General features: G+C 75.5%; 17 protein-coding genes and 1 riboswitch. Of the genes, 4 read left to right on the top strand and 13 right to left on the bottom strand.

The features are described from left to right. Window positions 1-114 precede the first annotated feature (114 nt). Window positions 115-1,011, bottom strand: a complete 897-nt coding sequence (locus AC068A_RS21775) for a bifunctional 5,10-methylenetetrahydrofolate dehydrogenase/5,10-methenyltetrahydrofolate cyclohydrolase (protein ID WP_478587226.1) — start codon at window positions 1,009-1,011, stop codon at window positions 115-117. A 63-nt stretch (window positions 1,012-1,074) separates the two neighbouring features. Continuing rightward, a riboswitch (ZMP/ZTP riboswitch) is annotated at window positions 1,075-1,160 on the bottom strand. A gap of 281 nt (window positions 1,161-1,441) precedes the next feature. Between AC068A_RS21775 and AC068A_RS21770 the strand changes: the two genes are divergently transcribed. Next, on the top strand, window positions 1,442-3,115 hold the full coding sequence (locus AC068A_RS21770; RefSeq protein ID WP_478587259.1) for an RNA polymerase sigma factor: 1,674 nt from the start codon (window positions 1,442-1,444) through the stop codon (window positions 3,113-3,115). 115 nt (window positions 3,116-3,230) lie between these two features. Here AC068A_RS21770 and AC068A_RS21765 read toward each other — a convergent pair whose 3' ends face one another. From AC068A_RS21765 to AC068A_RS21750, 4 genes are all read right to left on the bottom strand, one after another. Continuing rightward, complete coding sequence (locus AC068A_RS21765; RefSeq protein WP_478587224.1) at window positions 3,231-3,671, bottom strand: SRPBCC family protein; 441 nt, start codon at window positions 3,669-3,671, stop codon at window positions 3,231-3,233. Between the two features lie 54 nt (window positions 3,672-3,725). Beyond that, window positions 3,726-5,165, bottom strand: coding sequence for an amino acid permease (locus AC068A_RS21760; protein WP_478587222.1), 1,440 nt, complete (start codon window positions 5,163-5,165; stop codon window positions 3,726-3,728). Window positions 5,166-5,242: 77 nt separating this feature from the next. Then, the gene (locus AC068A_RS21755; RefSeq protein WP_478587257.1) at window positions 5,243-7,336 is read right to left on the bottom strand and encodes an alkaline phosphatase family protein; all 2,094 of its coding nucleotides are present in this window, start codon (window positions 7,334-7,336) and stop codon (window positions 5,243-5,245) included. Window positions 7,337-7,624: 288 nt separating this feature from the next. Beyond that, complete coding sequence (locus AC068A_RS21750; protein WP_478587220.1) at window positions 7,625-8,029, bottom strand: recombinase family protein; 405 nt, start codon at window positions 8,027-8,029, stop codon at window positions 7,625-7,627. Between the two features lie 115 nt (window positions 8,030-8,144). Between AC068A_RS21750 and AC068A_RS21745 the strand changes: the two genes are divergently transcribed. Both AC068A_RS21745 and AC068A_RS21740 read left to right on the top strand, forming a co-directional pair. Next, window positions 8,145-8,921, top strand: a complete 777-nt coding sequence (locus tag AC068A_RS21745) for an MBL fold metallo-hydrolase (protein ID WP_478587218.1) — start codon at window positions 8,145-8,147, stop codon at window positions 8,919-8,921. Then, the gene (locus AC068A_RS21740) at window positions 8,921-9,562 is read left to right on the top strand and encodes a DedA family protein (RefSeq protein WP_478587255.1); all 642 of its coding nucleotides are present in this window, start codon (window positions 8,921-8,923) and stop codon (window positions 9,560-9,562) included. The genes AC068A_RS21745 and AC068A_RS21740 overlap by 1 nt, the downstream gene beginning before the upstream one ends. A gap of 128 nt (window positions 9,563-9,690) precedes the next feature. Here AC068A_RS21740 and AC068A_RS21735 read toward each other — a convergent pair whose 3' ends face one another. From AC068A_RS21735 to AC068A_RS21720, 4 genes are all read right to left on the bottom strand, one after another. Further along, on the bottom strand, window positions 9,691-10,908 hold the full coding sequence (locus AC068A_RS21735) for an aminotransferase class I/II-fold pyridoxal phosphate-dependent enzyme (protein WP_478587216.1): 1,218 nt from the start codon (window positions 10,906-10,908) through the stop codon (window positions 9,691-9,693). A 124-nt stretch (window positions 10,909-11,032) separates the two neighbouring features. After that, on the bottom strand, window positions 11,033-11,605 hold the full coding sequence (locus tag AC068A_RS21730) for a TIGR03086 family metal-binding protein (RefSeq protein ID WP_478587215.1): 573 nt from the start codon (window positions 11,603-11,605) through the stop codon (window positions 11,033-11,035). A 146-nt stretch (window positions 11,606-11,751) separates the two neighbouring features. Then, window positions 11,752-13,764: a DUF5107 domain-containing protein gene (locus AC068A_RS21725; RefSeq protein WP_478587213.1), complete on the bottom strand. Its 2,013-nt coding sequence runs from the start codon at window positions 13,762-13,764 to the stop codon at window positions 11,752-11,754. A 209-nt stretch (window positions 13,765-13,973) separates the two neighbouring features. After that, complete coding sequence (locus tag AC068A_RS21720) at window positions 13,974-14,573, bottom strand: GNAT family N-acetyltransferase (RefSeq protein ID WP_478587211.1); 600 nt, start codon at window positions 14,571-14,573, stop codon at window positions 13,974-13,976. 37 nt (window positions 14,574-14,610) lie between these two features. On the opposite strand from AC068A_RS21720, the gene AC068A_RS21715 reads away from it, so the two are divergent. Next, the gene (locus AC068A_RS21715) at window positions 14,611-15,336 is read left to right on the top strand and encodes a hypothetical protein (protein WP_478587253.1); all 726 of its coding nucleotides are present in this window, start codon (window positions 14,611-14,613) and stop codon (window positions 15,334-15,336) included. 56 nt (window positions 15,337-15,392) lie between these two features. On the opposite strand, the gene AC068A_RS21710 is transcribed toward AC068A_RS21715, so the two are convergent. The 4 genes from AC068A_RS21710 to AC068A_RS21695 form a co-directional block, all read right to left on the bottom strand. Beyond that, complete coding sequence (locus AC068A_RS21710; RefSeq protein ID WP_478587209.1) at window positions 15,393-17,489, bottom strand: prolyl oligopeptidase family serine peptidase; 2,097 nt, start codon at window positions 17,487-17,489, stop codon at window positions 15,393-15,395. Window positions 17,490-17,499: 10 nt separating this feature from the next. Further along, window positions 17,500-18,930 carry a M20/M25/M40 family metallo-hydrolase gene (locus AC068A_RS21705; RefSeq protein WP_478587208.1) on the bottom strand — a complete coding sequence of 477 codons (1,431 nt, stop codon included), beginning with the start codon at window positions 18,928-18,930 and terminating at the stop codon, window positions 17,500-17,502. Between the two features lies 1 nt (window position 18,931). Further along, window positions 18,932-19,765, bottom strand: a complete 834-nt coding sequence (locus AC068A_RS21700; RefSeq protein ID WP_478587206.1) for a M55 family metallopeptidase — start codon at window positions 19,763-19,765, stop codon at window positions 18,932-18,934. Window positions 19,766-19,846: 81 nt separating this feature from the next. After that, a complete protein-coding gene (locus AC068A_RS21695) occupies window positions 19,847-20,002 on the bottom strand; it encodes a hypothetical protein (RefSeq protein ID WP_478587204.1) in 156 nt (51 codons plus the stop codon). Window positions 20,003-20,067 lie beyond the last annotated feature (65 nt).

Here is a 20,067-nt window from a genome sequence, read left to right as displayed (position 1 = left end):
CCCCCTGCCGGCCGTGCCGCCCGGGGGCTGACGGGAGATGCGCGGCGCCCCGGACGCCCCGGGCGGGGCGGTCCGGGGCGTCCGGGGTGCCCGGGGCGTTCGCCGGGGTGCCGGTCAGAGCTCCGCGAGGGAGAGGCCGGCCTGCGCGGCGGCCGCCTGCACGGTCTGCTCCAGCAGCACGGCGATGGTCATCGGGCCGACGCCGCCGGGGACCGGGGTGATCAGCGAGGCGCGGGCGGCGGCGGACTCGAAGTGGACGTCGCCGACGTTGCCCTCGTTGTAGCCGGCGTCCAGCACCACGGCACCCGGCTTGATGTCCTCGCCGCGGATGAACTCGGCCTTGCCGACGGCGGCGACCAGGACATCGGCCTGGCGGACGATCGAGGACAGGTCCCGGGTGCGGGAGTGGCAGTAGGTGACGGTGGCGTTCTGCTCGAGCAGCAGCATGCCGGCGGGCTTGCCGAGGATGGCGCTGCGGCCGACGACCACGGCGTGCTTGCCGGTGAGGTCCACGTCGTACGCGGCGAGCAGGCGCATGATGCCGCCCGGGGTGCAGGAGACGAAGCCCGGCAGGCCGAAGCCCATGGCGGCGAAGGAGTGCATGGTGACGCCGTCGACGTCCTTGCCCGGGGCGATGGCCTCGAAGGCGGCGCGCTCGTCGATGTGGTGCGGGACGGGGTGCTGGAGCAGGATGCCGCTGATCGCCGGGTCCTCGGAGAGGGCCGTGATGGTGGCGACGAGCTCCTCGGTGGTGGTCTCGGCGGGCAGCGCCACGTGGCGGGAGGTGATCCCGGCCTTGGCGCAGCGGTTCTGCTTCATGCGGACGTAGGTGACGGAGGCCGGGTCCTCGCCGACGAGGACGGTCGCGAGGCAGGGCGCGGTGCCGGTGCGCTCGGTGAGCCTGGCCGCGTGCGCGGCGGTCTGCTCGGTGATGCGGCGGGCGAGGGCGGTGCCGTCCATGAGGCGGGCGGTGCCGGAGGGGGCGGTCTCGGCGGTCTGGGCGGTCGTCATAGGGGTCTCCTGGGCGTCGCTGCGGATCGCGGTTCGCCCAGGCGCGCGGCAGTCGGCGTACACGCGGTACGCCGGACGCACGACGGGTGTACGTACGCCGGGCCGCTCCCCGGTGGTGATCCACCCGAACGCCAGTCACGGCCCGCGCCCACTGTAGTCGACGGCGCCGGGCGGGAGGTTCCTCCGCGGTACATACCACCTGATTCCCCATCGAAGCGCGCAAACCGGACCGAGCGGTGGTGCCGGAGCCGGGAAGGCGCGGGCGCGCGGACGGATTTCCGGCCGATCGGTTGCGTGTCCACAGCGTGGCGCAGGTCACTCAATTCAGCGCGTAACGAATCGACTCGGGCATGCGATGAACCGACAGGTTGTCCTCGCGCGGCCCGGAATACAGACCCCCCTCGGGCCTGTTTCCCGAGTCCGCGCGATGATGACCCGCTCACCCTTATCTGTTCGCAACGAGAGGCTTCTTGTGTCGCTCAGCCCGTCCCGTACGTTCCCTCCGGAGATCGCCGATTCCGAGGCCCTGGTCGCGCTCGTCGAGCGCGGCCGCGAGCAGGGTCACATCAACGGTGACGACGTGCGCCAGGCCTTCGAGGCCGGCCGCATCCCGGTGGACCAGTGGAAGCGGGTCCTGCGCAGCCTGAACCAGGTCCTGGACGAGGAGGGTGTCGCCCTCCACGTCAGCGCGGCCCCCGCCACCAAGGCTGCCGCCAAGAAGCCCCGCAAGGCTGCCGCCGCCCCGGCCCGCACCGTGACCAAGAAGGTCGCCGCGCCGCGCCCGATCGGCGGGCGCAGCAAGGCCGCGACCGCCGCTGCCGCCGCCGCCGCTGCGGCACAGGCCGCGGCCCCGGCCGCTGCCGCCACCGCCACCGCTGCCTCCGCGGCGGCGATATCCGCCACGCCGGCCGCCGAGCCGCAGGCCGCGGCGGCGGAGGCCGCCGCCGAGCCGAAGAAGCGGACGGTCAAGAAGGCCGCGGCGAAGAAGACCACGGCGGCCAAGAAGACCACGGCGGCCAAGAAGACGGCCGGCAAGGACGTCGACGACACCGAGAACCCGTCCCTCGAGGGCGAGGACTGGGCGACCGAGGACCTCGTCGACGAGGTCGAGGAGGAGACCCCGGCCGGCCAGGGCTTCGTGCTGTCCGACGAGGACGAGGACGACGCCCCGGCCCAGACGGTCATGGTGGCCGGCGCCACCGCCGACCCGGTCAAGGACTACCTCAAGCTCATCGGCAAGGTGCCGCTGCTCAACGCCGAGCAGGAGGTCGAGCTCGCCAAGCGGATCGAGGCCGGCCTGTTCTCCGAGTACAAGCTCGAAGAGGAGGAGGACCTCAAGCCCGCGTACCGGCGCGAGCTGGAGATCCTGGTCGAGGACGGCCGCCGCGCCAAGAACCACCTGCTGGAGGCCAACCTCCGCCTCGTGGTCTCCCTGGCCAAGCGCTACACCGGCCGCGGCATGCTCTTCCTGGACCTGATCCAGGAGGGCAACGTCGGTCTGATCCGCGCCGTGGAGAAGTTCGACTACACCAAGGGCTTCAAGTTCTCCACGTACGCGACCTGGTGGATCCGGCAGGCGATCACGCGTGCCATGGCCGACCAGTCGCGCACCATCCGCATCCCCGTCCACATGGTCGAGATCATCAACAAGCTCGCCCGTGTGCAGCGGCAGATGCTCCAGGACCTCGGCCGCGAGCCCACGCCGGAGGAGCTGGGCAAGGAGCTCGACATGACCCCGGAGAAGGTCATCGAGGTCCAGAAGTACGGCCGTGAGCCGATCTCCCTGCACACCCCGCTGGGCGAGGAGGGCGACAGCGAGTTCGGTGACCTGATCGAGGACTCCGAGGCGGTCGTCCCGGCCGACGCGGTCTCCTTCACCTTCCTCCAGGAGCAGCTCCAGTCGATCCTGGGCACGCTCTCCGAGCGTGAGGCGGGTGTCGTCTCCATGCGCTACGGCCTCAACGACGGCCAGCCCAAGACCCTCGACGAGATCGGCCGCGTGTACGGGGTCACCCGTGAGCGCATCCGCCAGATCGAGTCGAAGACGATGTCGAAGCTGCGCCACCCCTCCCGCTCCCAGGTCCTGCGCGACTACCTGGACTGATCCGCGGGTCGGCCGGAAGCGCACCGGCCCCCGTACCCGGCCCGTGAGGGCGGGGTACGGGGGCCTTTCGCGTACTCGCGGGTTCAGCGCTCCAGCGGGTTCGGTGCCGGCAGGTTCAGTGCTCCAGCAGGTTCTTCAGCCGCTCCTCGTTGCGGGCCATCTCCTTGCGTGCGTGCGGCTTGGCCACGAGCGGGGCGATGACCTTGCCGATGCCGTGTCCCTCGAACTCGAGTTCCAGGGTCAGGCGGGAGCGCTTGCCGCCGTCCAGCGGCTCGATGGCCCCGTGGATGTCGCCGCGTACGGGCCCGTCCACGCCTCGCATGTGCCAGCTGCGGGGCGGGTCGAGCTGCTGGACCTCCATCGTCATCGGGATCTCCCGCTTGCCGATCCTGCGGGTGACGGCGACCCGCTGGCCGACGTGGGGCGGTGCCCCGTCCAGCGGACGGGCGGCGACGGCGCTCTCCTGCCACTCCGGGAGGTGTCTGGCGTCCGTCACATACGCGTAGACATCCTCGGGACTGCGGGAGATGTCGATGGTCTCTCTGATCGCGGACATGGCAACCCCTTAGCGCCCCCCTGCTTGTCCTCTCATTCCAAACTACCCCGCAGGTCAGGCGGCGGCGCGGGCTTTGCGGGCGGCGATCACGGCGTAGACGAGGACTCCGGCGAAGAGGAACAGGACGCCCTGGTAGACGGCGGCGTACCCGGAGCCGGCGACCAGCCACAGCGAGAAGCCGAAGGCGGCGGTGGCGAGGGAGGCGTCGCGGACGAGGCGGCCGCGGTGGACCTGCTCGGTCTTGCCCTCCAGCAGGAAGCGGACCTGCGCGGCGGTGGCGAGGAGGTAGGGGACGGTGGCGGTGAAGGTGGTGACCAGGACGAGGATCTCGAAGACGCCGCCGGAGCCGGCCGTGTAGTTGTAGACGGTCAGGGCGGAGGCCAGGGCGGTGGTGACGAGGACGCCGGCCACGGGGACGCCGCGCTGCTTCTTCCCGAAGGCCTTCGGGAACAGGCCGTCCTTGGCGGCGGCGTACGGGGTCTGCGCGCTGAGCAGGGTCCACCCGTTCAGGGCGCCCGCCATCGAGATCACGGCGGCGCAGGCGACGACGGTGCCGCCCCAGGTCCCGCCGAACATGGCGTTGACGGCGTCGGTGAAGGGGGCCTCGGAGGCGACCAGCCGGTCGTGGGCGACCAGGCCGAACACGGAGAGGGTGCCCAGCAGGTAGACGACGGCCGCGCCGGCGGTGCCGAGGATCGTGGCCCGGCCGACGTTGCGGGCCGGGTCGCGGACCTCGCCGGCGCTGACGGCGGCCGACTCCACGCCGAGGTAGCTGAACAGGAGGATCGCCGCGGAGGCGGAGAGGGCGCCGGCCGGGCTCTGGCCGGTGGCCTGGAACGGGCCGAGGTTGGCGGGGTCGAAGAAGAACAGGCCGCCGACGGCCACGAGCAGCAGCGGGGCGAACTTCAGGACGGTGGCGACGAGTTGGACGGTGCCCACCCAGCGGGTGCCGGCCAGGTTGGCGAGCGCCGGGAGCCACTGCATGGCCAGGGCCGCCAGGCACATGGACCACGTGTGGGCGCCGATGGCCGGGAAGAGGACCGAGAGGTAGCCGACCGATGCGACGGCGAGGGCCGCGTTGGACACCCAGGAGGTGATCCAGTAGGTCCAGGCCGCGAGGAAGCCGGCGAAGTCGCCGAAGGCGGCGCGGGCGTACACGTACGGGCCGCCGGTCTGCGGGAGGCGCTCGGCGAGCCGGCCGAAGACCAGGGCGAGGGCGATCGCGCCGAGCGTGAGCACGCCGAACGCGACCAGGCTGATGGTGCCGAACGGTGCCACGGAGGCCGGCAGCAGGAAGATGCCGCCGCCGATGATGTTGCCCATGACCAGGCAGGTCGCGATCGGGAGGCCGAAACGGCGGGCGTGCGGGCCGCCCGTGCTCCCCTCGCTGGTGTCGGGGGCGGGGGCGGGGGCCTGGGGGGCCGGGGCTATGGCAGGGGTGGTGCTCAAGGGGTCGCGCCTCGGGTGTTTCACATGCCGGACAGGTCGACACATGCTCCGGTACGGGGCAGGCCCCGCAAAATCAGCGGCTTTCGTCCGGTACGGACACCCCTGCGGACGGAAGGGTTCCGCTATGCGGGGCCTGTGACCGCGGATCCTTCACCAGACGTCTCCGCGACCCCGGCCGGCTCCCCCGGCTCTGCAAGCTCCGCAGGCTCCGCAATCGCTGCCGCCGCTGCCACTGCTGCCGCCGCTGCCGCCGCTGCCGTCTGCACCGGTCCCAGCGGCACCTGCGGCCCGTCCAGCTCCCGCAGCCAGCCCCGCAGGACGCGGTGCACGGCCTCCGCGCCCACCGGGCACGGCGGGTCCGGATCCGACAGCTCCACCGGCCACATCAGGAACGCCTGCCCCTGCTCCCCGCCCAGGCCGCCGTGCGAGCCGACCTGCTCCTCGAAGGCGTGCACCTGCCCGGTCTCCGGGTCGTACGCCGAGTTCACCATGATGTCGGGGACGTGCGGGAAGCCGTCGGTACGCCGGACCGCCTCGGCCGCCCCCGGCCCGAACGGGGCCAGCAGGGCCTCCGCCTCCCCCGGCTCGGCCAGCCGGGCCGTCGCCCCGCCCGGGCCCAGCACCTCCCCGTCCACCAGCAGGAACCCGATGCCCGGATGGTTGGCCAGAGTGGGCAGCAGGGCCGGGTGCGCCCGCTCGATCCGCTCCCGCGAGGCCCGGCCGCGCAGGTCCGGGAAGGAGATCACCCCGAGGTTGCCGGAGGCCAGCACCACCGGCTCCCGGCGCCCCGGCCGGGGCCGGTCCTCCTCGCCCTCCTCCACCGGCCGGTGCAGGGCCGCCAGCACCGCCGCCCGGGCCTCGGCCCCGCTCGGCGTGCGGCCGGCCCGGCGGGAGACGGGCAGCCCGCAGCCCGCCCGGACCAGGTCCTTCAGGGTCAGCCCGTACCGGCTCAGGAAGGTCTCCCCCGGGCTCTGCCCGTGGTCCGACAGCAGCACGATCCGGTAGGTGCGCGGCGCGTGCTCGGCGACCCGCGCGAGGAGCGCGAGGCTGCGGTCGAGCCGGGCCAGCACCTGGTCCGTGTCCCGACCGCGCGGGCCCGAGTGGTGGGCGACCTCGTCGTACCCGACCAGGTCGGCGTAGATCGCGGAGCGGCCGGCGAGCATGTCGCCGATCACCGCGGCCACGACCACATCGCGCTCGACGACCGTCGCGAAGGCCCGGATCAGCGGGTACAGGCCGCCCCGGGACACCCGGGGGCCGTCGCCGCGCAGCCGCGCCCGTACCGACTGGACGATCTCCCGGCCGACCTCGGCGACGAAGGAGACCGCGGTGCGGACGGCGTTCGCCGGGTCGGAGAAGTACGCGAAGTAGCCGGCCCGCGAGCGGTTCGCCCGGCCCCGGCGGGCCGAGACCGACAGCACCAGTGCCAGCTGGTCGGCGCCGCCGCTGAACAGATTGCCGCGGCTGGCCCCGTCCAGGGTGAGCAGCCCGCCGTCCCCGGTGCGGGCGACGGCCCGGCGCTGGAGTTCCGCGGCGCTGGTGGGACGGTTGCAGACCATCACCTCGCCGCTCTCCTTCTCGTACCAGCGGAAGGCGGGCACGTCGAAGGCGGAGCCGTGCAGGATGCCGAGCTGGCTGGAGCCGGTCTGGCTGGACCAGTCGGTGCGCCAGGGCGTGATGCGGTGGCTGCGCTCGAGCCAGTCGGCCACCGTCGGCATCACCCCGCCGGCCGCGGCCTCGCGCAGCACCCGGTGGCCGACGCCGTCGAGCTGGAGGAAGACCAGGCCCGGCGGCGTCGGCCGGGCGCCGGCCGCGCCCGCCCCGCGCCGGCGCCGGCGCCTCCGGTCGGCGAGCCGGTAGAGGCGCCGCCGGTACGCCTCGTCGTCGCGGACCGCGAGCGCGGTCGAGGTCGCCGAGGCCACGGCGGACATGACCGCGGCCACCACGACCGCGGTCTCGGGGGCCGCCTCCCCGTGCCCGGACGGGATCAGGCGGAGCGCCATCAGCAGCAGGGAGCCGTTGAGGAAGAACACGAGCAGGCCGAGCACCAGGGCCGGCACCAGCAGCAGGGCCCGTACCAGCAGCGGCCACACCAGCGCGCTCAGCAGGCCGAACGCCCCGGCGCCCCAGGCCGCGGTCAGGCCGACCTGGGTGATGCTGTCGCCGTCGCCGGACTGGAGCCGGAAATCGGGCAGGATGCCGGCCAGCGCCAGCATCGTCAGGGTGGACACCGCCCAGACCACGATCACGCGCAGCAGGGCGCCGCCCGAGCTCCGCAACCGTCCTCGCCGCACGCCGCACCCGCCTCGTGTCGCCCCCGGCCACGGCCGGGAGGCACCCCGGGCCCGCGCGCGTCTCCCGCGGTCCCCGCCGCCTCGTCCAGCGTCGCACAGCGGGCGCCCGGGCGTGGCGGGGTGGGCCGGGCCGGTCGGGTGCGGCCCTGCCGGTCAGGTGCCGCCCGGCCGGTCAGGTGCCGCCCGGCCGGTGAGGTGCCGCGCGGCCGGTCAGGTGCCGTCGTAGCCGGCGGTGGGCATGGAGAGCCGGCGGTGCACCTCGGCCTTCATCGCCGAGGTGTACTGCGGCTCGTCGAGCCCGGCGGTCTCCAGCCGTACGCCGCGCCGCCGGCACTCCGCGGTGAACTCCTCGACGGAGCGCAGTGCCCGGGCGAGCACGCGGTGGTTGGGGGCGACGAACAGGTCGACCTGCCCGGCGTCGACGTCGCTCCACAGCGCGCAGTGGTCGGGGCGCAGCCCGTAGACGAGCAGCTCCCTGGTGACGACGTAGCCCTGGTCGGCGGCCCAGCGGTCGCACATGGCGCGCTGGCTCCGGGTGTCCACGGCGAAGGGGTCGGTGTCCAGATCCTCGAGCGGGGCCAGGCTGGCGATCGCGGCCACGCGCAGCTCATCCATGCCGCCCGACCCTACTCCGATCCGCGGCCCGGGAGGAGGGGTGCGGGCGGTTTCGATTGCGGGCGCCCGTACCGGGCAGCATCCAGGCGGGGCCGCGACAGGACGGGGGTGCCGGGTGCCGGTGGACATCACCTGGTGGGGGCATGCCGCGTGCACGGTCGAGGACTCCGGGGTGCGGGTGCTGACGGACCCGCTGTTCGCCCGGCGGCTGGCGCACCTGCGGCGGCGGCGCGGGGCTCCGCCGCCGCCGGAAGCGGCCCGGGCGGACGTGGCGGTGGTGTCGCACCTGCACGCCGACCACCTGCACCTGCCCTCGCTGGCCCGGCTGGCGCCGGGGACCCGGCTGGTCGTGCCGCGCGGGGCGCGGCGGGCGGTGCCGGGGCTGGCCCGGCTGGCCGGGGTGCGGTCCCTGGCGGTGACGGAGGTGGCCCCGGGGGACGAGGTGGGCGTGGGTCCCGGGGTGACGGTGCGGGCGGTCAGTGCGCGGCACGACGGGCGGCGGCTGCCGTTCGGGCCGCATCTGGCGCCGGCGCTGGGGTACGTGGTGCAGGGCGCGCGGCGGACGTACTTCGCCGGGGACACGGGGCTGTTCGCGTCCATGGCCGAGGAGGTCGGGCCGGTGGACGTGGCGCTGCTGCCGGTGGGCGGCTGGGGCCCGTACCTGGGGCCGGGGCACCTGGACGCGGTCCGGGCGGCCCGGGCGCTGGCCTCGCTGGCGCCGGCCGCGGCGGTGCCGGTGCACTACGGGACGTACTGGCCGATCGGGCTGGACGCGGTGCGGCCGCACGAGTTCCATGCGCCGGGCGAGGACTTCCTGCGGCATGCGGGGCGGCTGGCGCCGAAGGTGGCGGTCCGGGTGCCCGGCCACGGGGAGCGGGTGCGGCTGCCGTGATGTGGCCCGGGCTCGCGGCGGCGGCAGCGGCGGTCGGGCAGGTTCCGCCGGAGACCACCCAGCAGGCGGTCGGCTACCCGGCGCTGTTCGTGCTGGTGGCCTTGGGCGCGCTGGTGCCGGTGGTGCCGACGGGGGCGCTGGTGAGTTCGGCGGCGGTGGTGGCGTTCCATCAGCAGTCGCCGCCCCTGGGGGTGCTGCTGGTGTTCGGCGTGGCCGCGCTGGCGGCGTTCACCGGGGACGTCGTCCTGTACTGGCTCGGGCAGCGCGGGGTGCGGTCCCCGGGCGGCTCGCGGCGGCTGGAGGCGCTGCGCGGACGGGCGACGCCGGAGCGGCTGGAGCAGGCCCGGCGGCGGCTGGACGAGCACGGGGTGCTGGTGCTGGTGCTGTCCCGGCTGCTTCCGGCGGGCCGGATCCCGGTGATGGTGGCCTGCCTGCTGGCGCAGCTGCCGCTGGGGCGGTTCGCGCGGGGCGACCTGCCGGCCTGCCTGGCGTGGGCGGCGACGTACGGGCTGATCGGGATCGCGGGCGGGGCGCTGTTCGCGGAGCCGTGGAAGGGTGTGGTGGCGGCGGTCGCGCTGGCCCTGCTGGTGAGTGCGGCGCCCGCGGCGTGGCGGCGGCTGCGGCCGCCGGAGGCGGAGTAGCGGCGGCGGGCGGGGCGGGCGGGGGCGGTCACCAGGTGCGGGACGCCCCGATGGGTCATCCGGGGCGGGGTGGCGAGGATCCGGCGGGCGTGGCCGCGGTCCTTCGCCGATCGGCTCGGGGGACCCGGTCAGGTGGCCAGCCCTGCCAGGACCGAGTCGAGGAGGTCCAGGGAGGCGCGAATCTGCGGGAGTTCGAGGGGGTGCGGGGCGGTGAGCGCGGCGAGCCGCTCCTCCGGGTCCGTGCCGAGCAGCGGGCCGGTGGACAGGCGGACCCGCAGTTCGCCCAGCTCGTCCGCGAAGCGCTGGCCGCCGGGGGTGGGGGCGCCGAGCCGGGCTCCGAGCCAGTCCTCCAGCTCCATGGCGTCGCGGACGCCGTGGCGGGCGAGCCCGGGCCGCAGCGGCGTCAGGTCGGCGTATACGTGGCGGCCGGCCTGCGGCGGGCGGGCCAGTACTCCGGCCGCCAGCAGGTGACGGTGGACGGCGGCGGCGACCGCCCCGTGCAGGGCGGCGGCGGCGCGGGTGCGTTCGGCGACGGAGTCGGGTTCGTGGAGGGCGTGGGCCGCGGCGGCGGCGACGGGCGCCGCGACCAGGGCGCCGGTGGCGGCGAGGATGTCGAGGGTGCCGGCCCGCAGCCAGGAACCCTGCGGAGTGCCGGGAAAGCGGGCGACGGCGGCGGGCCAGCCGGCGGGCAGCAGCGCACCGGACAGGTCCAGGAGTACGGCGGCCCGGTCGGGCAGCATCTCGGCGGGGCTGAGGACGAGGGTGTCGTGCGGCCGGTGCACGGTGTCGCGCCAGCTCTCGTCGCTGACGACGAACAGGTCGGCGGTGACGGCCGCCTCGCAGGCCTCGAGCAGCAGTTCGGGCGGCGGCACGGTGGCGGTCGGGTCGTCGGCGACGGACAGCAGCAGCACCCGCGGGTCGCCGCCCTCGGCCCGCACCCGGCGTACGGTCTCCAGCAGGGCGTACGGGTCGGGGACGCCCCCGCACTCGGCCGGGGTCGGCACGTGGTACGCCCGCCGCCCCAGCATCCGGACCTGCGGGGTCCACCACGCCGGGCACGGCCGGGGCAGCAGCACGTCGCCCCCGTACGCACCGATCAGCGCCACCAGCAGCGCGGGGGCGCCGGGCGCGGCGGCCACGTGCTCGGGGTCGACGGCGAGGCCGCGCCGCTCCCAGTACCGGCAGGCGGCCTCGCGTACGGGTGCGCCGCCGCCCGGGGGCTCGGGGGCGGAGCGCTCGGCGGCCGCGGCCATGACGGCGGTGAGCTCGGGCGGCACGGGCAGCCCGGGCGGGGGCGCGAGCGGCCCGAACCGGACCGGCCCCCGGCCCTCCGCCGTGCGCCGCATCCCCTCCACCTGGCCCTGCCTTCCCCGGCTCGCCCTGACGCGTCCGTACTGCTCCGCCGACCGACCGCACCCTTCAACCGATCACGCCCTTTATATGATTGTCTGCTGGAATCTGCCCGTTGTGTCAGCCCTTCCGGCCGACCAGCGCCAGCAGCCTGGTCTGGGCGTCGGCGCCCGACGGGACCTCCAGCGGCGGCGCGTACATCCCGCCGGCCGCGAGCCCGTCCGCGTACGGCATGACCTCCTTGAGGGAGAACTCGACGAGCCCGGCGGGCAGCCGGTCGTCGGCGCCGATGGCCCGCGCGAGATCCCAGGTGTGCACGACGCAGTCCGCGGTCAGCTCCGCGCAGTACGCCGCCCCCTTCGCAGGCCCGTACGACAGCGCGACGGTGCGCTCCAGCGCCCCGGGCGCGGCGAACGCGGCGTGCGCGGCCTCGGCGGCCCGCTCCCAGGCGGCGACCGGGTCGTCGCCGAGCACGTCGCCGGAGAAGCGGTCGCCGACTTCCGCGACGGTGCTGCCGTCGGTGACCAGCGGCGGGATCCACAGCTGCTCGCCGGTGACGTGGTTGACGAGGTCGCGCACGTTCCACTCCGTGCACGGGGTCGGGGCGCCCCACTGTTCGTCCGCGACGGCGCGCACGCGCTCGCCGAAGAGCCGGAGCGCGGCGGCGTGCTGTTCGAGCAGCGTCTCGGGCATGGGTCTCACCGCCTCCTGCGTGGGCGTGCTCCCCTCCAAGCCACTCTCCTCGCCCCCGTCCCGCCCCGCCACCCAAGGGCGGGCACACGGCCCCGGCTTGCGGGCGGCCCGCCGCCGAGGACGCCGGAACGCCCCGACGGCCTACCTCAACGCGGCGGGCGCATGCGGAAGTTGTACGCCGGCGGCAGCGGGCGGTCCGTGATGCGGGACCAGACCTCCGCCAGGACCTCGTCGCCCTCCCTCAGGTCCGGGAGTTCGAAGCCGTCCTCGAAGACGCGGCGGGCCGCGGCCATGTGGCCCTCGGCCGCCAGCAGCAGCGCCGCCAGCAGGCGGAAGCGGGGCTGCTCGCGCAGTACGGGGCGCAGCCGGTCCCACACCGCCCTGGCCTCGGCCGGGCGGCCGGTCTCCAGCAGGGCGGTCATCACCTCCCGGCCCAGCGCGGACTCGGCGGCCTCCCGGACGGTGCCGCCGCGGCTGTCCTGCGCCAGGTCGGCGAAGGCCTCCGCGTAACGCCGGGCCCCGCGCACCGGGTCGCCGGACAGGGTGTCCGCGGCCGCCAGGCAGCGCAGCAGCGGCCAGCGCGACGCGGCCCGGCCGAGGCCGCGCTCCCAGCTGCGGACCGCCTGGGCCACGTCGCCCGCATGCCACTGGGCCACGCCCAGGTGGTACTCGGTGAGCGGGTCGGCGGGGGCCGTCTCGAGCGCGTCCCGCCAGTGCGGGGCGACGAGGCTGGGCCCCGGGGGCGCCGTACTGCCCGGGTCGGGGAAGACGCCGCTGCGCCACAGCTCCAGCCAGGGCCGCTGCTCCTCCCCCAGGTCGGATTCGGCGAAGGGGGTGCCGGGGAGCTTGTGGCCGCCGCACAGGACCTCCAGGGCTCCCCATCCCGAGCCCCGGGCCAGCCGCTCCCCCGGCTCGGTGTCGGCCGCGCCGCGCCAGGCCGCGTACGCCTCCTCGACCCGGTCCCGGGGCAGGGCCGCCTCCAGGGCCCGCCCCGCCTCGGCGCGGGCCGCCGCCCAGTCGGATCCGTGCACGGCCGCCGGGTCCGCGGTCAGCGAGCCGTACGCCTCCAGCCAGCTCAGCTCCGCCCCGGCGTCCAGGCGTACGTGTTCCAGCTGGGTCCGGGCCAGCCCTGCCTGGATCTCGGCGTAGCCGCCGGTGCCCGGCTCGGTCAGCCAGTCCTGCCAGCGCCGGCCGCCCGCGCCCGCACCCCACACGAAGAGCTTCCGGCCGCGCAGCCCGTCCGTGGACGTCTGGACGAGGCCGCTGCCCGAGGCGTCCAGGGCGGCGATCCAGGGGCGCGTGCGGGCCCCGCCGGCCGGGTCCACCTCGTAGAAGAAGTCCGCCGCGTACTCGCTGCGCAGCGGGTACGTGCGGTCCACGCCCTGCCATTCGGGGACCGGGATGCGGCGCAGGGTGCGCTCGTGGCCGACCGGGGTGCCTCCCGCACCCTCGGAGCCGTGGGGGAGCCAGGCCTCGTCGGCGGGGGCGAGGACGCGGGTGGAGTGGTCCTCGGGGACGGCGGTGTTGGACCACCAGTAGACGGGGGCGGGCCGCTCGTGCGGGTTGCGGACGCGGACGCCGACGTACAGGAACTCCGAGTCCTCCGGCAGCCACAGGTCGACCTGGAACGGCAGGTCGCGCAGCCGCTCCCATTCCCACAGCCGCAGCATCACCCCGCCGTCCGGGGCCGGTACGGTCGCGGCGTGCAGCGGGGCGCAGGACAGGGTGGTGTGGCCGGTGGCGCCGATGTTCCATTCGATGCCGCCGGAGAACCAGGCGCCGTTCAGGGCGAAGTTCGCGGGCTGGAACACCGGGTTGCGGTAGAGCAGTTCGCGGCCGGTCGGCACGTGGACGAGGGAGTGGACGCGGCCGCCGAGGCCGGGCAGGACGGTGGCCCGCAGGTGGGCGTTCTCCAGGACGAGCGCCTCGAACTCCCGCTCCTGCCGCCGGCGTCCGTACCCGTCGAGGATCCGGACCGGCAGCACCGAGCGCAGCGGCCCGTAGCCGACCTGCCGGGCCATGTCGCGCGGCAGGCCGGCCCGGGTGCGCTCGTCGAGTACGGGTACGCCGGCGGGCGCGCCGAGCGCAGGCAGCGGGTTCTCGGGCCCCAACGGGGCGGCGGGCAGGGTCAGTACGGCGCGGCGGACGATGGTGGCCATGCGGCACATGGAACACGCCGCGGCAGCCGGTGCACAGGGATTCCGCGGATCACCACCGGTCAGGATTACGCAAAGCCGTGGCCAGGGCCGTCCAGCGAAGGCACCGGCGCCGAGCCGGCTCGGCCGGCCCTGCCCGCACAGGGCTCCGGCGGGCTCGTACCCGCCGGGCACGGTGCCGGGTGCGGGCGGGCGCAGTCCCGGGTGTGCCCTCATCCTGCGCCACGGCGGGCGCGGGGTGAAGGCGGGCCGGCCGGGCCGGGGACGGTCATCTCGGCGGTGATCGCCCAGCGTTCGTGGTCGCGCCAGGCCCCGTCCACGAAGAGGAAGTCGGGCGACAGCCCCTCCAGCCGGAAGCCGCGGCCGCGGACGAGGGCGATGGAGGCGGTGTTGCCGGGCTGGATGTTGGCCTCCAGGCGGTGCAGGCCGAGGCCGGACCGCTCGGGGGCGAAGGCGTGGCCGAGGACCAGGTCGAGGGCCTCGCCGAGGAGCCCGCGCCCGGCGGCGTGGGCGAACGCCCCGTATCCGAGGGCGCCGCACTGGAAGGCCCCGCGGACGATGTTGTTGATGTTGACGAATCCGGCGATGGCACTGGTGGCGAGCTCGCAGACGAGGAGTCCGGCGCAACTGTCGCCCTCGGCCAGCCGGGCCGCGTACGGCTCGTACTCCTCGAGGGTGGCGGGCGGGAACAGCCAGGGGCGGTGCAGGTCCCGGCTCTCGCGCGCCCGGGCGGTGAACTCGGGGCCGTCGGCGGTCCGGAAGGGGCGCAGCCCGACGCGCTCCCCCTCCGCGACATAGGTGGGAATTCGCATAGTGCCAGGCTAAGCGGTGTGTGATCATGCCCTTGTGATCACCATCCCGAACACCGAGGAACTCCTGCACGCGGCGGCACGCAACAACGCCGCGTGGTGCGCCGCGGTCTGCGCCGGCGGCGAGTTCACCGCGGACGCCTGGACCAGCGCGCGCCGCACCCCGCCCTACTACCCGGACGCGGTGACCCTGACCCGGGACGTCCCGGCGGCCGCGCTCGCGGCCGCGCTGGACACGGACTCCCCCGGCTGCTCGGTCAAGGACAGCTTCGCCGTGCTCGACCTGGCCCCGGCCGGCTTCGAGGTGCTGTTCGAGGCGCGGTGGATCCACCGCGCGGCGGGCGCCCCGGCCCCGGCGGGGACGGCCCCGCCGGCCCTGGCCTGGTCGCGGGTCGGGGACGCCGCGGAGCTCGACCGGTGGGAGGCCGCCTGGGACGGGGAGCGCAGCTCGGGGCTGTTCCACCCGGGGCTGCTGACCGGGGACATCGCCTTCCTCGCCGGGCGGGGCGCGGACGGGCGGATCCTGGCCGGGGCCGTGGCGAACGCGGCCGCCGGCGTGGTCGGGGTGTCCAACGTGTTCGCCGCGGACGGGGTCGGGGACGACGAGGCCTGGGCGGGTGCCCTCGCCGGGATCGCGGAGCTGTGGCCGCGGCTGCCGGTCGTGGGTTACGAGAGCGGGGAGGACCTCCGGACGGCCGCCCGCCACGGCTTCACCGAGCTGGGCACGCTCCGCGTCTGGCTGCACACGGCGCAGACGGCCGCCTGAGAGCCGCCTGAGGGCCGCCCGAACCGCGACCCACGGCCGGGGCCGGGCCGGGAGCGTCAGCTGGTGTCCAGGCGGAGCGGCGGCACGTCCGTCCGCTCGATGCCGAACACCTGGGCGTACAGGGCGAGTTCCGCCTCCAGGGCGCGGATCATGGTGTCGGCCCGGCGGAAGCCGTGCCCCTCGCCCTCGAAGGCCAGGTACGCGTACGGCACGCCCCGCCCCCGCAGGGCGGCGAGCAGCCGCTCCGCCTGGGCGGGCGGGCAGACCGCGTCGTCGAGGCCCTGGAGCAGCAGGAACGGTGCGGTGATCCGGTCGGCGAGGGCCACCGGGGACCGCTCGCGGCTGCGTACGGCGAGGGTCTGCGGCGGCCCGGCCAGGGCATCGACGTAGCGGGATTCCAGGTCGTGGGTCTCCTCGGCGAAGCCCTGCAGGTCCAGGACCGGGTAGCGGATCGCCGCGCACGCGTACACGGAGGTCGCGGCGAGCGAGGCCGCGGCCGTCCAGCCGCCGGCGCTGCCGCCGCGGATGGCGAGCCGGTCCGGGTCGGCGGTGCCCTCGGCGGCCAGGGCCCGGGCCACCGCTGCGCAGTCCTCGACGTCGACCACGCCCCACTGCTCGCGCAGCCGCTCCCGGTAGGCGCGCCCGTAGCCGGTGGAGCCCCCGTAGTTGACCTCGGCGACGCCGATGCCCCGCGAGGTGAAGTACGCGATGTGCAGGTCGAGTACGGGCGGCACGTGGTCGGTGGGGCCGCCGTGCACCCAGATGACGTACGGGGGCAGTTCGTCGGCGGGGGCCCGGCGCGCCGGATGGTGCGGCGGGTAGACGTGGGCGTGGATCTCGCGGTCGTCCGGGCCGAGGAAGGTGCGGGTCTGCGGTTCGGGGTAGTAGGCGGGGTCGACCGGGTCGACGCCCGCGGCGCCGACCACGCGGGCGTGGCCGCTCTCGGTGTCGAGCTCCACCACCTCGTAGGCGCTGCGCGGGCTGGCGGCGACCCCGTAGACCCGGTGGCCGCGGGCGGCGAGCGTGGGCTGCCAGGCGGTCCAGGGGCCTGCGGCGTCCACCAGGTCGCCGCTCTCCGGGTCGAGGACGCCGAGGACCGAGGAGCCCTGGCCGTGCAGGACGGCGACGAGCCCGTCGGGCAGCGGGGCCAGCCAGCTCAGCCCGGGCTTCCACAGCGGGCCGCCGAACTCCTCCTCGCGCGGGCACAGGTTGACGGCGGCGCCGCTGTCCGGGTCCACCCGGTACGGGTTCCACCAGCCGCTGCGGTCGCTGACCGCGAGGAGGCTGCCGTCGGTGCCCCACGCGACCTGGGCCACGGCCTCCGCGGGCCCGCCGAGCACGGTGCGGGTGCCGGTCAGGGTGCCGTCCGCGGCGATGGCGGCGAGCCGCAGCTCGGTCCCGTCCCAGGGCATCCGCGGATGGTCCCAGACCAGCCAGGCCGCGTGCCGCCCGTCGGGGGACAGCCGGGGCCCGGTGCTGAACCGGTGCCCGTCGTCGGTCAGCTCCCGTACGCGGGAGCGGTCGCCGGCGGCCGACCCGTCCAGCGGTACGGCGGCCGGCACGCGGCGGACGTCGGTCGGCGCCGGCCCGGTGAACTCCTCCAGGACGCACCACACCTCGGCGCCCCGCAGCACCGGGTCGGCCCAGCGCAGCCCGCCGCCGACCGGGGAGAGCGGGGTGAGCGGGCGCGGGGCGGGACCGCCGGGCGCGTCCGGCTCGTACGCGTACATCCGCTGGTCGGCGAAGTGGACGAAGACCACCAGCGGTCCGCCCTCGGGCCGCTCGGTACCCGCCCAGGGGCAGCCGCCGTACTCGGTGAACCCGCTGCGGACGTTCCACGGGGCGGGCAGGGCCTGGGCCCCGGGGCCCCCGTCGGGCCGGCGCACCAGGGTGCGGCGGCCGGCCTCGGCGGGCCGGGGCTCGGTCCACCACACCTCCGGGCCGATCGTGCCGACGTACTCGGGCCGGCCGTCGAGGGCGGCGGCGAGCTCGGCGCCGAGGGGCGAGGGCCAGCTGCCGTAGGGCTCCTGCGCGGCCGGCGGCGGGAGCGGAGCCGGGGATGCGGACGCGTTCGCGGACGGGGACGGGGATGCGGACGGGGGCGGGGATTCGGAAGCGGCGCCGCCCGCGGCGTCCGGCCGGGCGGGCCTCACGGGCTCCCCATCACAGCGTCCGCAGCGCGTGGTCGAGGACGCGCACGCCGAAGTGCAGGGCGTCGACCGGGACCCGCTCGTCCACGCCGTGGAAGAGGGACCAGTAGTCGAAGCCCGGCGGGAGTTTGAGCGGGGAGAAGCCGTAGCCGGTGATCCCGAGGCGGGAGAACTGCTTGGCGTCGGTGCCGCCGGCCATGCAGAACGGCACGACCCGTCCGGCCGGGTCGAAGCGCTCCACGGACTCGCGCAGCACGGCGAAGGTCCGCCCGTCGACGGGGGCTTCGAGGGCCACCTCGCGGTGGTGGAACTCCCAGGTGACGTCGGGGCCGGTCAGCTCGTCGAGGGTGGCCAGGAACTCCTCCTCGCCGCCGGGCAGCGTCCGGCCGTCCACGTACGCCGCGGCGGTGCCCGGGACGACGTTGACCTTGTAGCCGGCGTTCAGCACGGTCGGGTTGGCGCTGTTGCGCAGGGTCGCCTCAACGAGCGCGGCGGCCGGGCCGAGTTTGGGCAGGAGCCGGTCGAGGTCGGTCCGCGGGCTGTGCGGGTCCACCGACAGGCCCTGGAGGGCGGCGAGTTCGGTGATGCAGGCGGCGACGGTGTCGGTGAGGCGGACCGGCCACCGGTGCTCGCCGATGCGGGCGACGGCGGCGGCGAGTCGGCTGACGGCGTTGGCCGGGTTGGGCTTGGAGCCGTGCCCGGTGGTGCCGCGGGCGGTCAACTTCAGCCAGGCGGTGCCGCGTTCGCCGGCGGCGATGGGGTAGAGGGGCTGCCGGGGACCGGTGTGCACGGTGAAGGCGCCGGATTCGCCCAGCCCTTCCGTGCAGCCCTCGAAGAGGCCGGGGTGGTGGTCGGCGAGGAAGCCGGAGCCGTCGACCGCGCTGTCCTCCTCGTCGGCGGTGAAGGCGATCACGATGTCCCGGCGGGGTGCCGCTCCGGCCCGCGCCCAGGCCCGTACGACGGCCAGCACCATCGCGTCCATGTTCTTCATGTCGACGGCGCCGCGGCCCCAGACCACCCCGTCGCGGACCTCCCCGGAGAAGGGGTCCACGCTCCAGTCGGCGGCCTCGGCCGGGACCACGTCGAGGTGGCCGTGGACGAGGAGGGCGTCGGCGGACGGGTCGGTGCCGGCGATCCGGGCCACCACGTTGGTGCGGCCGGGGGTGCGTTCGAGGAGTACGGGCTCCAGCCCGGCGGAGGCCAGGAGGCCGGCGGCGTACTCGGCGGCGGGGCGCTCACGGCAGTCGCCGCCGCCCCGGTTGGTGGTGTCGATGCGGATGAGCCGGGAGGTGAACTCGACGACCTCGTCGAGGGCCACCCGGTCGACCGGGGAGCCGCCGACCGGGGACCTGTCGGCCGGTGGCCCGCCGGCCGGGGACCCCCCGGCAGGCGGCTCCCCGGCCGGGGTCTCCCCGGCCCGGTGCTGGGGCGTGGCTACGGACATGTCAGCCATACTGCTCCTCCACGGCCGCGGAGACGACCGTCGTGACCGCCTTGAACGTCCGGATCCCCTCGTACATCGCATTACTGGTGTACGCGACCCTGCGCTCCCCGCTGCGTGCGACGCCCGGGACGAGGGTGGCGGACATCGCCAGGTGCTCGGCGTCGAACTCCAGCTCCACCGTGTACGGGCCGCCCCGTACCGGCTCCCGGCGCACCGCGAGGGACGCGGCCTCCTTGGCGGCGGCCCGGATCTCGGCAGCGGTGCGGGCGGGGGTGCGGCAGACGGCGGCGTAGCGGGAGACGTGGTCCTTCACGGCGACGGTGACCGCGTCAGGGGCGTACCCGGCGGCGTCACGGCAGGTCAGGTCGTCGCCGGTGACGAGGACGACCGGCACCCCGTACTCGGCGACGACGTGGGCGTTGAGCAGGCCCTCGCTCGCGCGGACGCCGTTCAGCCAGACCCCGGTGATCGAGTTGGCGAGGTAGGTGTGGGCGAGGACGCCCTCGGCTCCGGCGCCGGTGTGGTAGCCGACGAAGGCGATCCCGTCGACGTCCCCGTGCTGGACACCCTCGACCATGGACAGGGTCTTGTGCCGCCCGGTGAGCATCTCGGCCCGCTCGTCGAGCTGTTCGAGGAGGAGGTTCCGCATGGTCCAGTGGGCCTCGTTGACGAGGACCCGGTCGGCGCCGCCGTCGAGGAAGCCGAGGACGGCCGCGTTCACGTCGGAGGTGAACATCGGGCGGCAGCGCTCCCACTGGGGGGTGCCGGGCAGGACGTCGGCGGGCCAGGTGACGCCGGTGGCGCCTTCCATGTCGGCGGAGATGAGGATCTTCATCGGGCCCCCGGAGGTCGGGTGCGCACAGCGCGGCGGCGGCGCGGACGACGCGGATCGGTGCCGTCCACGCGGGTTTCCACCCTAGCTTTCCGGGCGCGCCGGGGCCCGCCGGGCGCGCAGACGCTCCGTGATCCGTGTGCAGGTGTCGGAGACGGGGCAGCCGGGCGGCACGACCCGGCCGAGCTCCGGCCAGTACAGCGCGGACGCCTTCAGCCGGTTCTCCTCGCGGAAGTGCATGTACGGGTAGTACAAGCCGTGCCGTAGCACTGTCGCCCCCGGCCGGCCGTGCTCGATTCACCCGA

Source organism: Streptomyces sp. NPDC043854, assembly GCF_056436005.1.
This window is presented reverse-complemented; position numbering and strand designations above follow the sequence as displayed.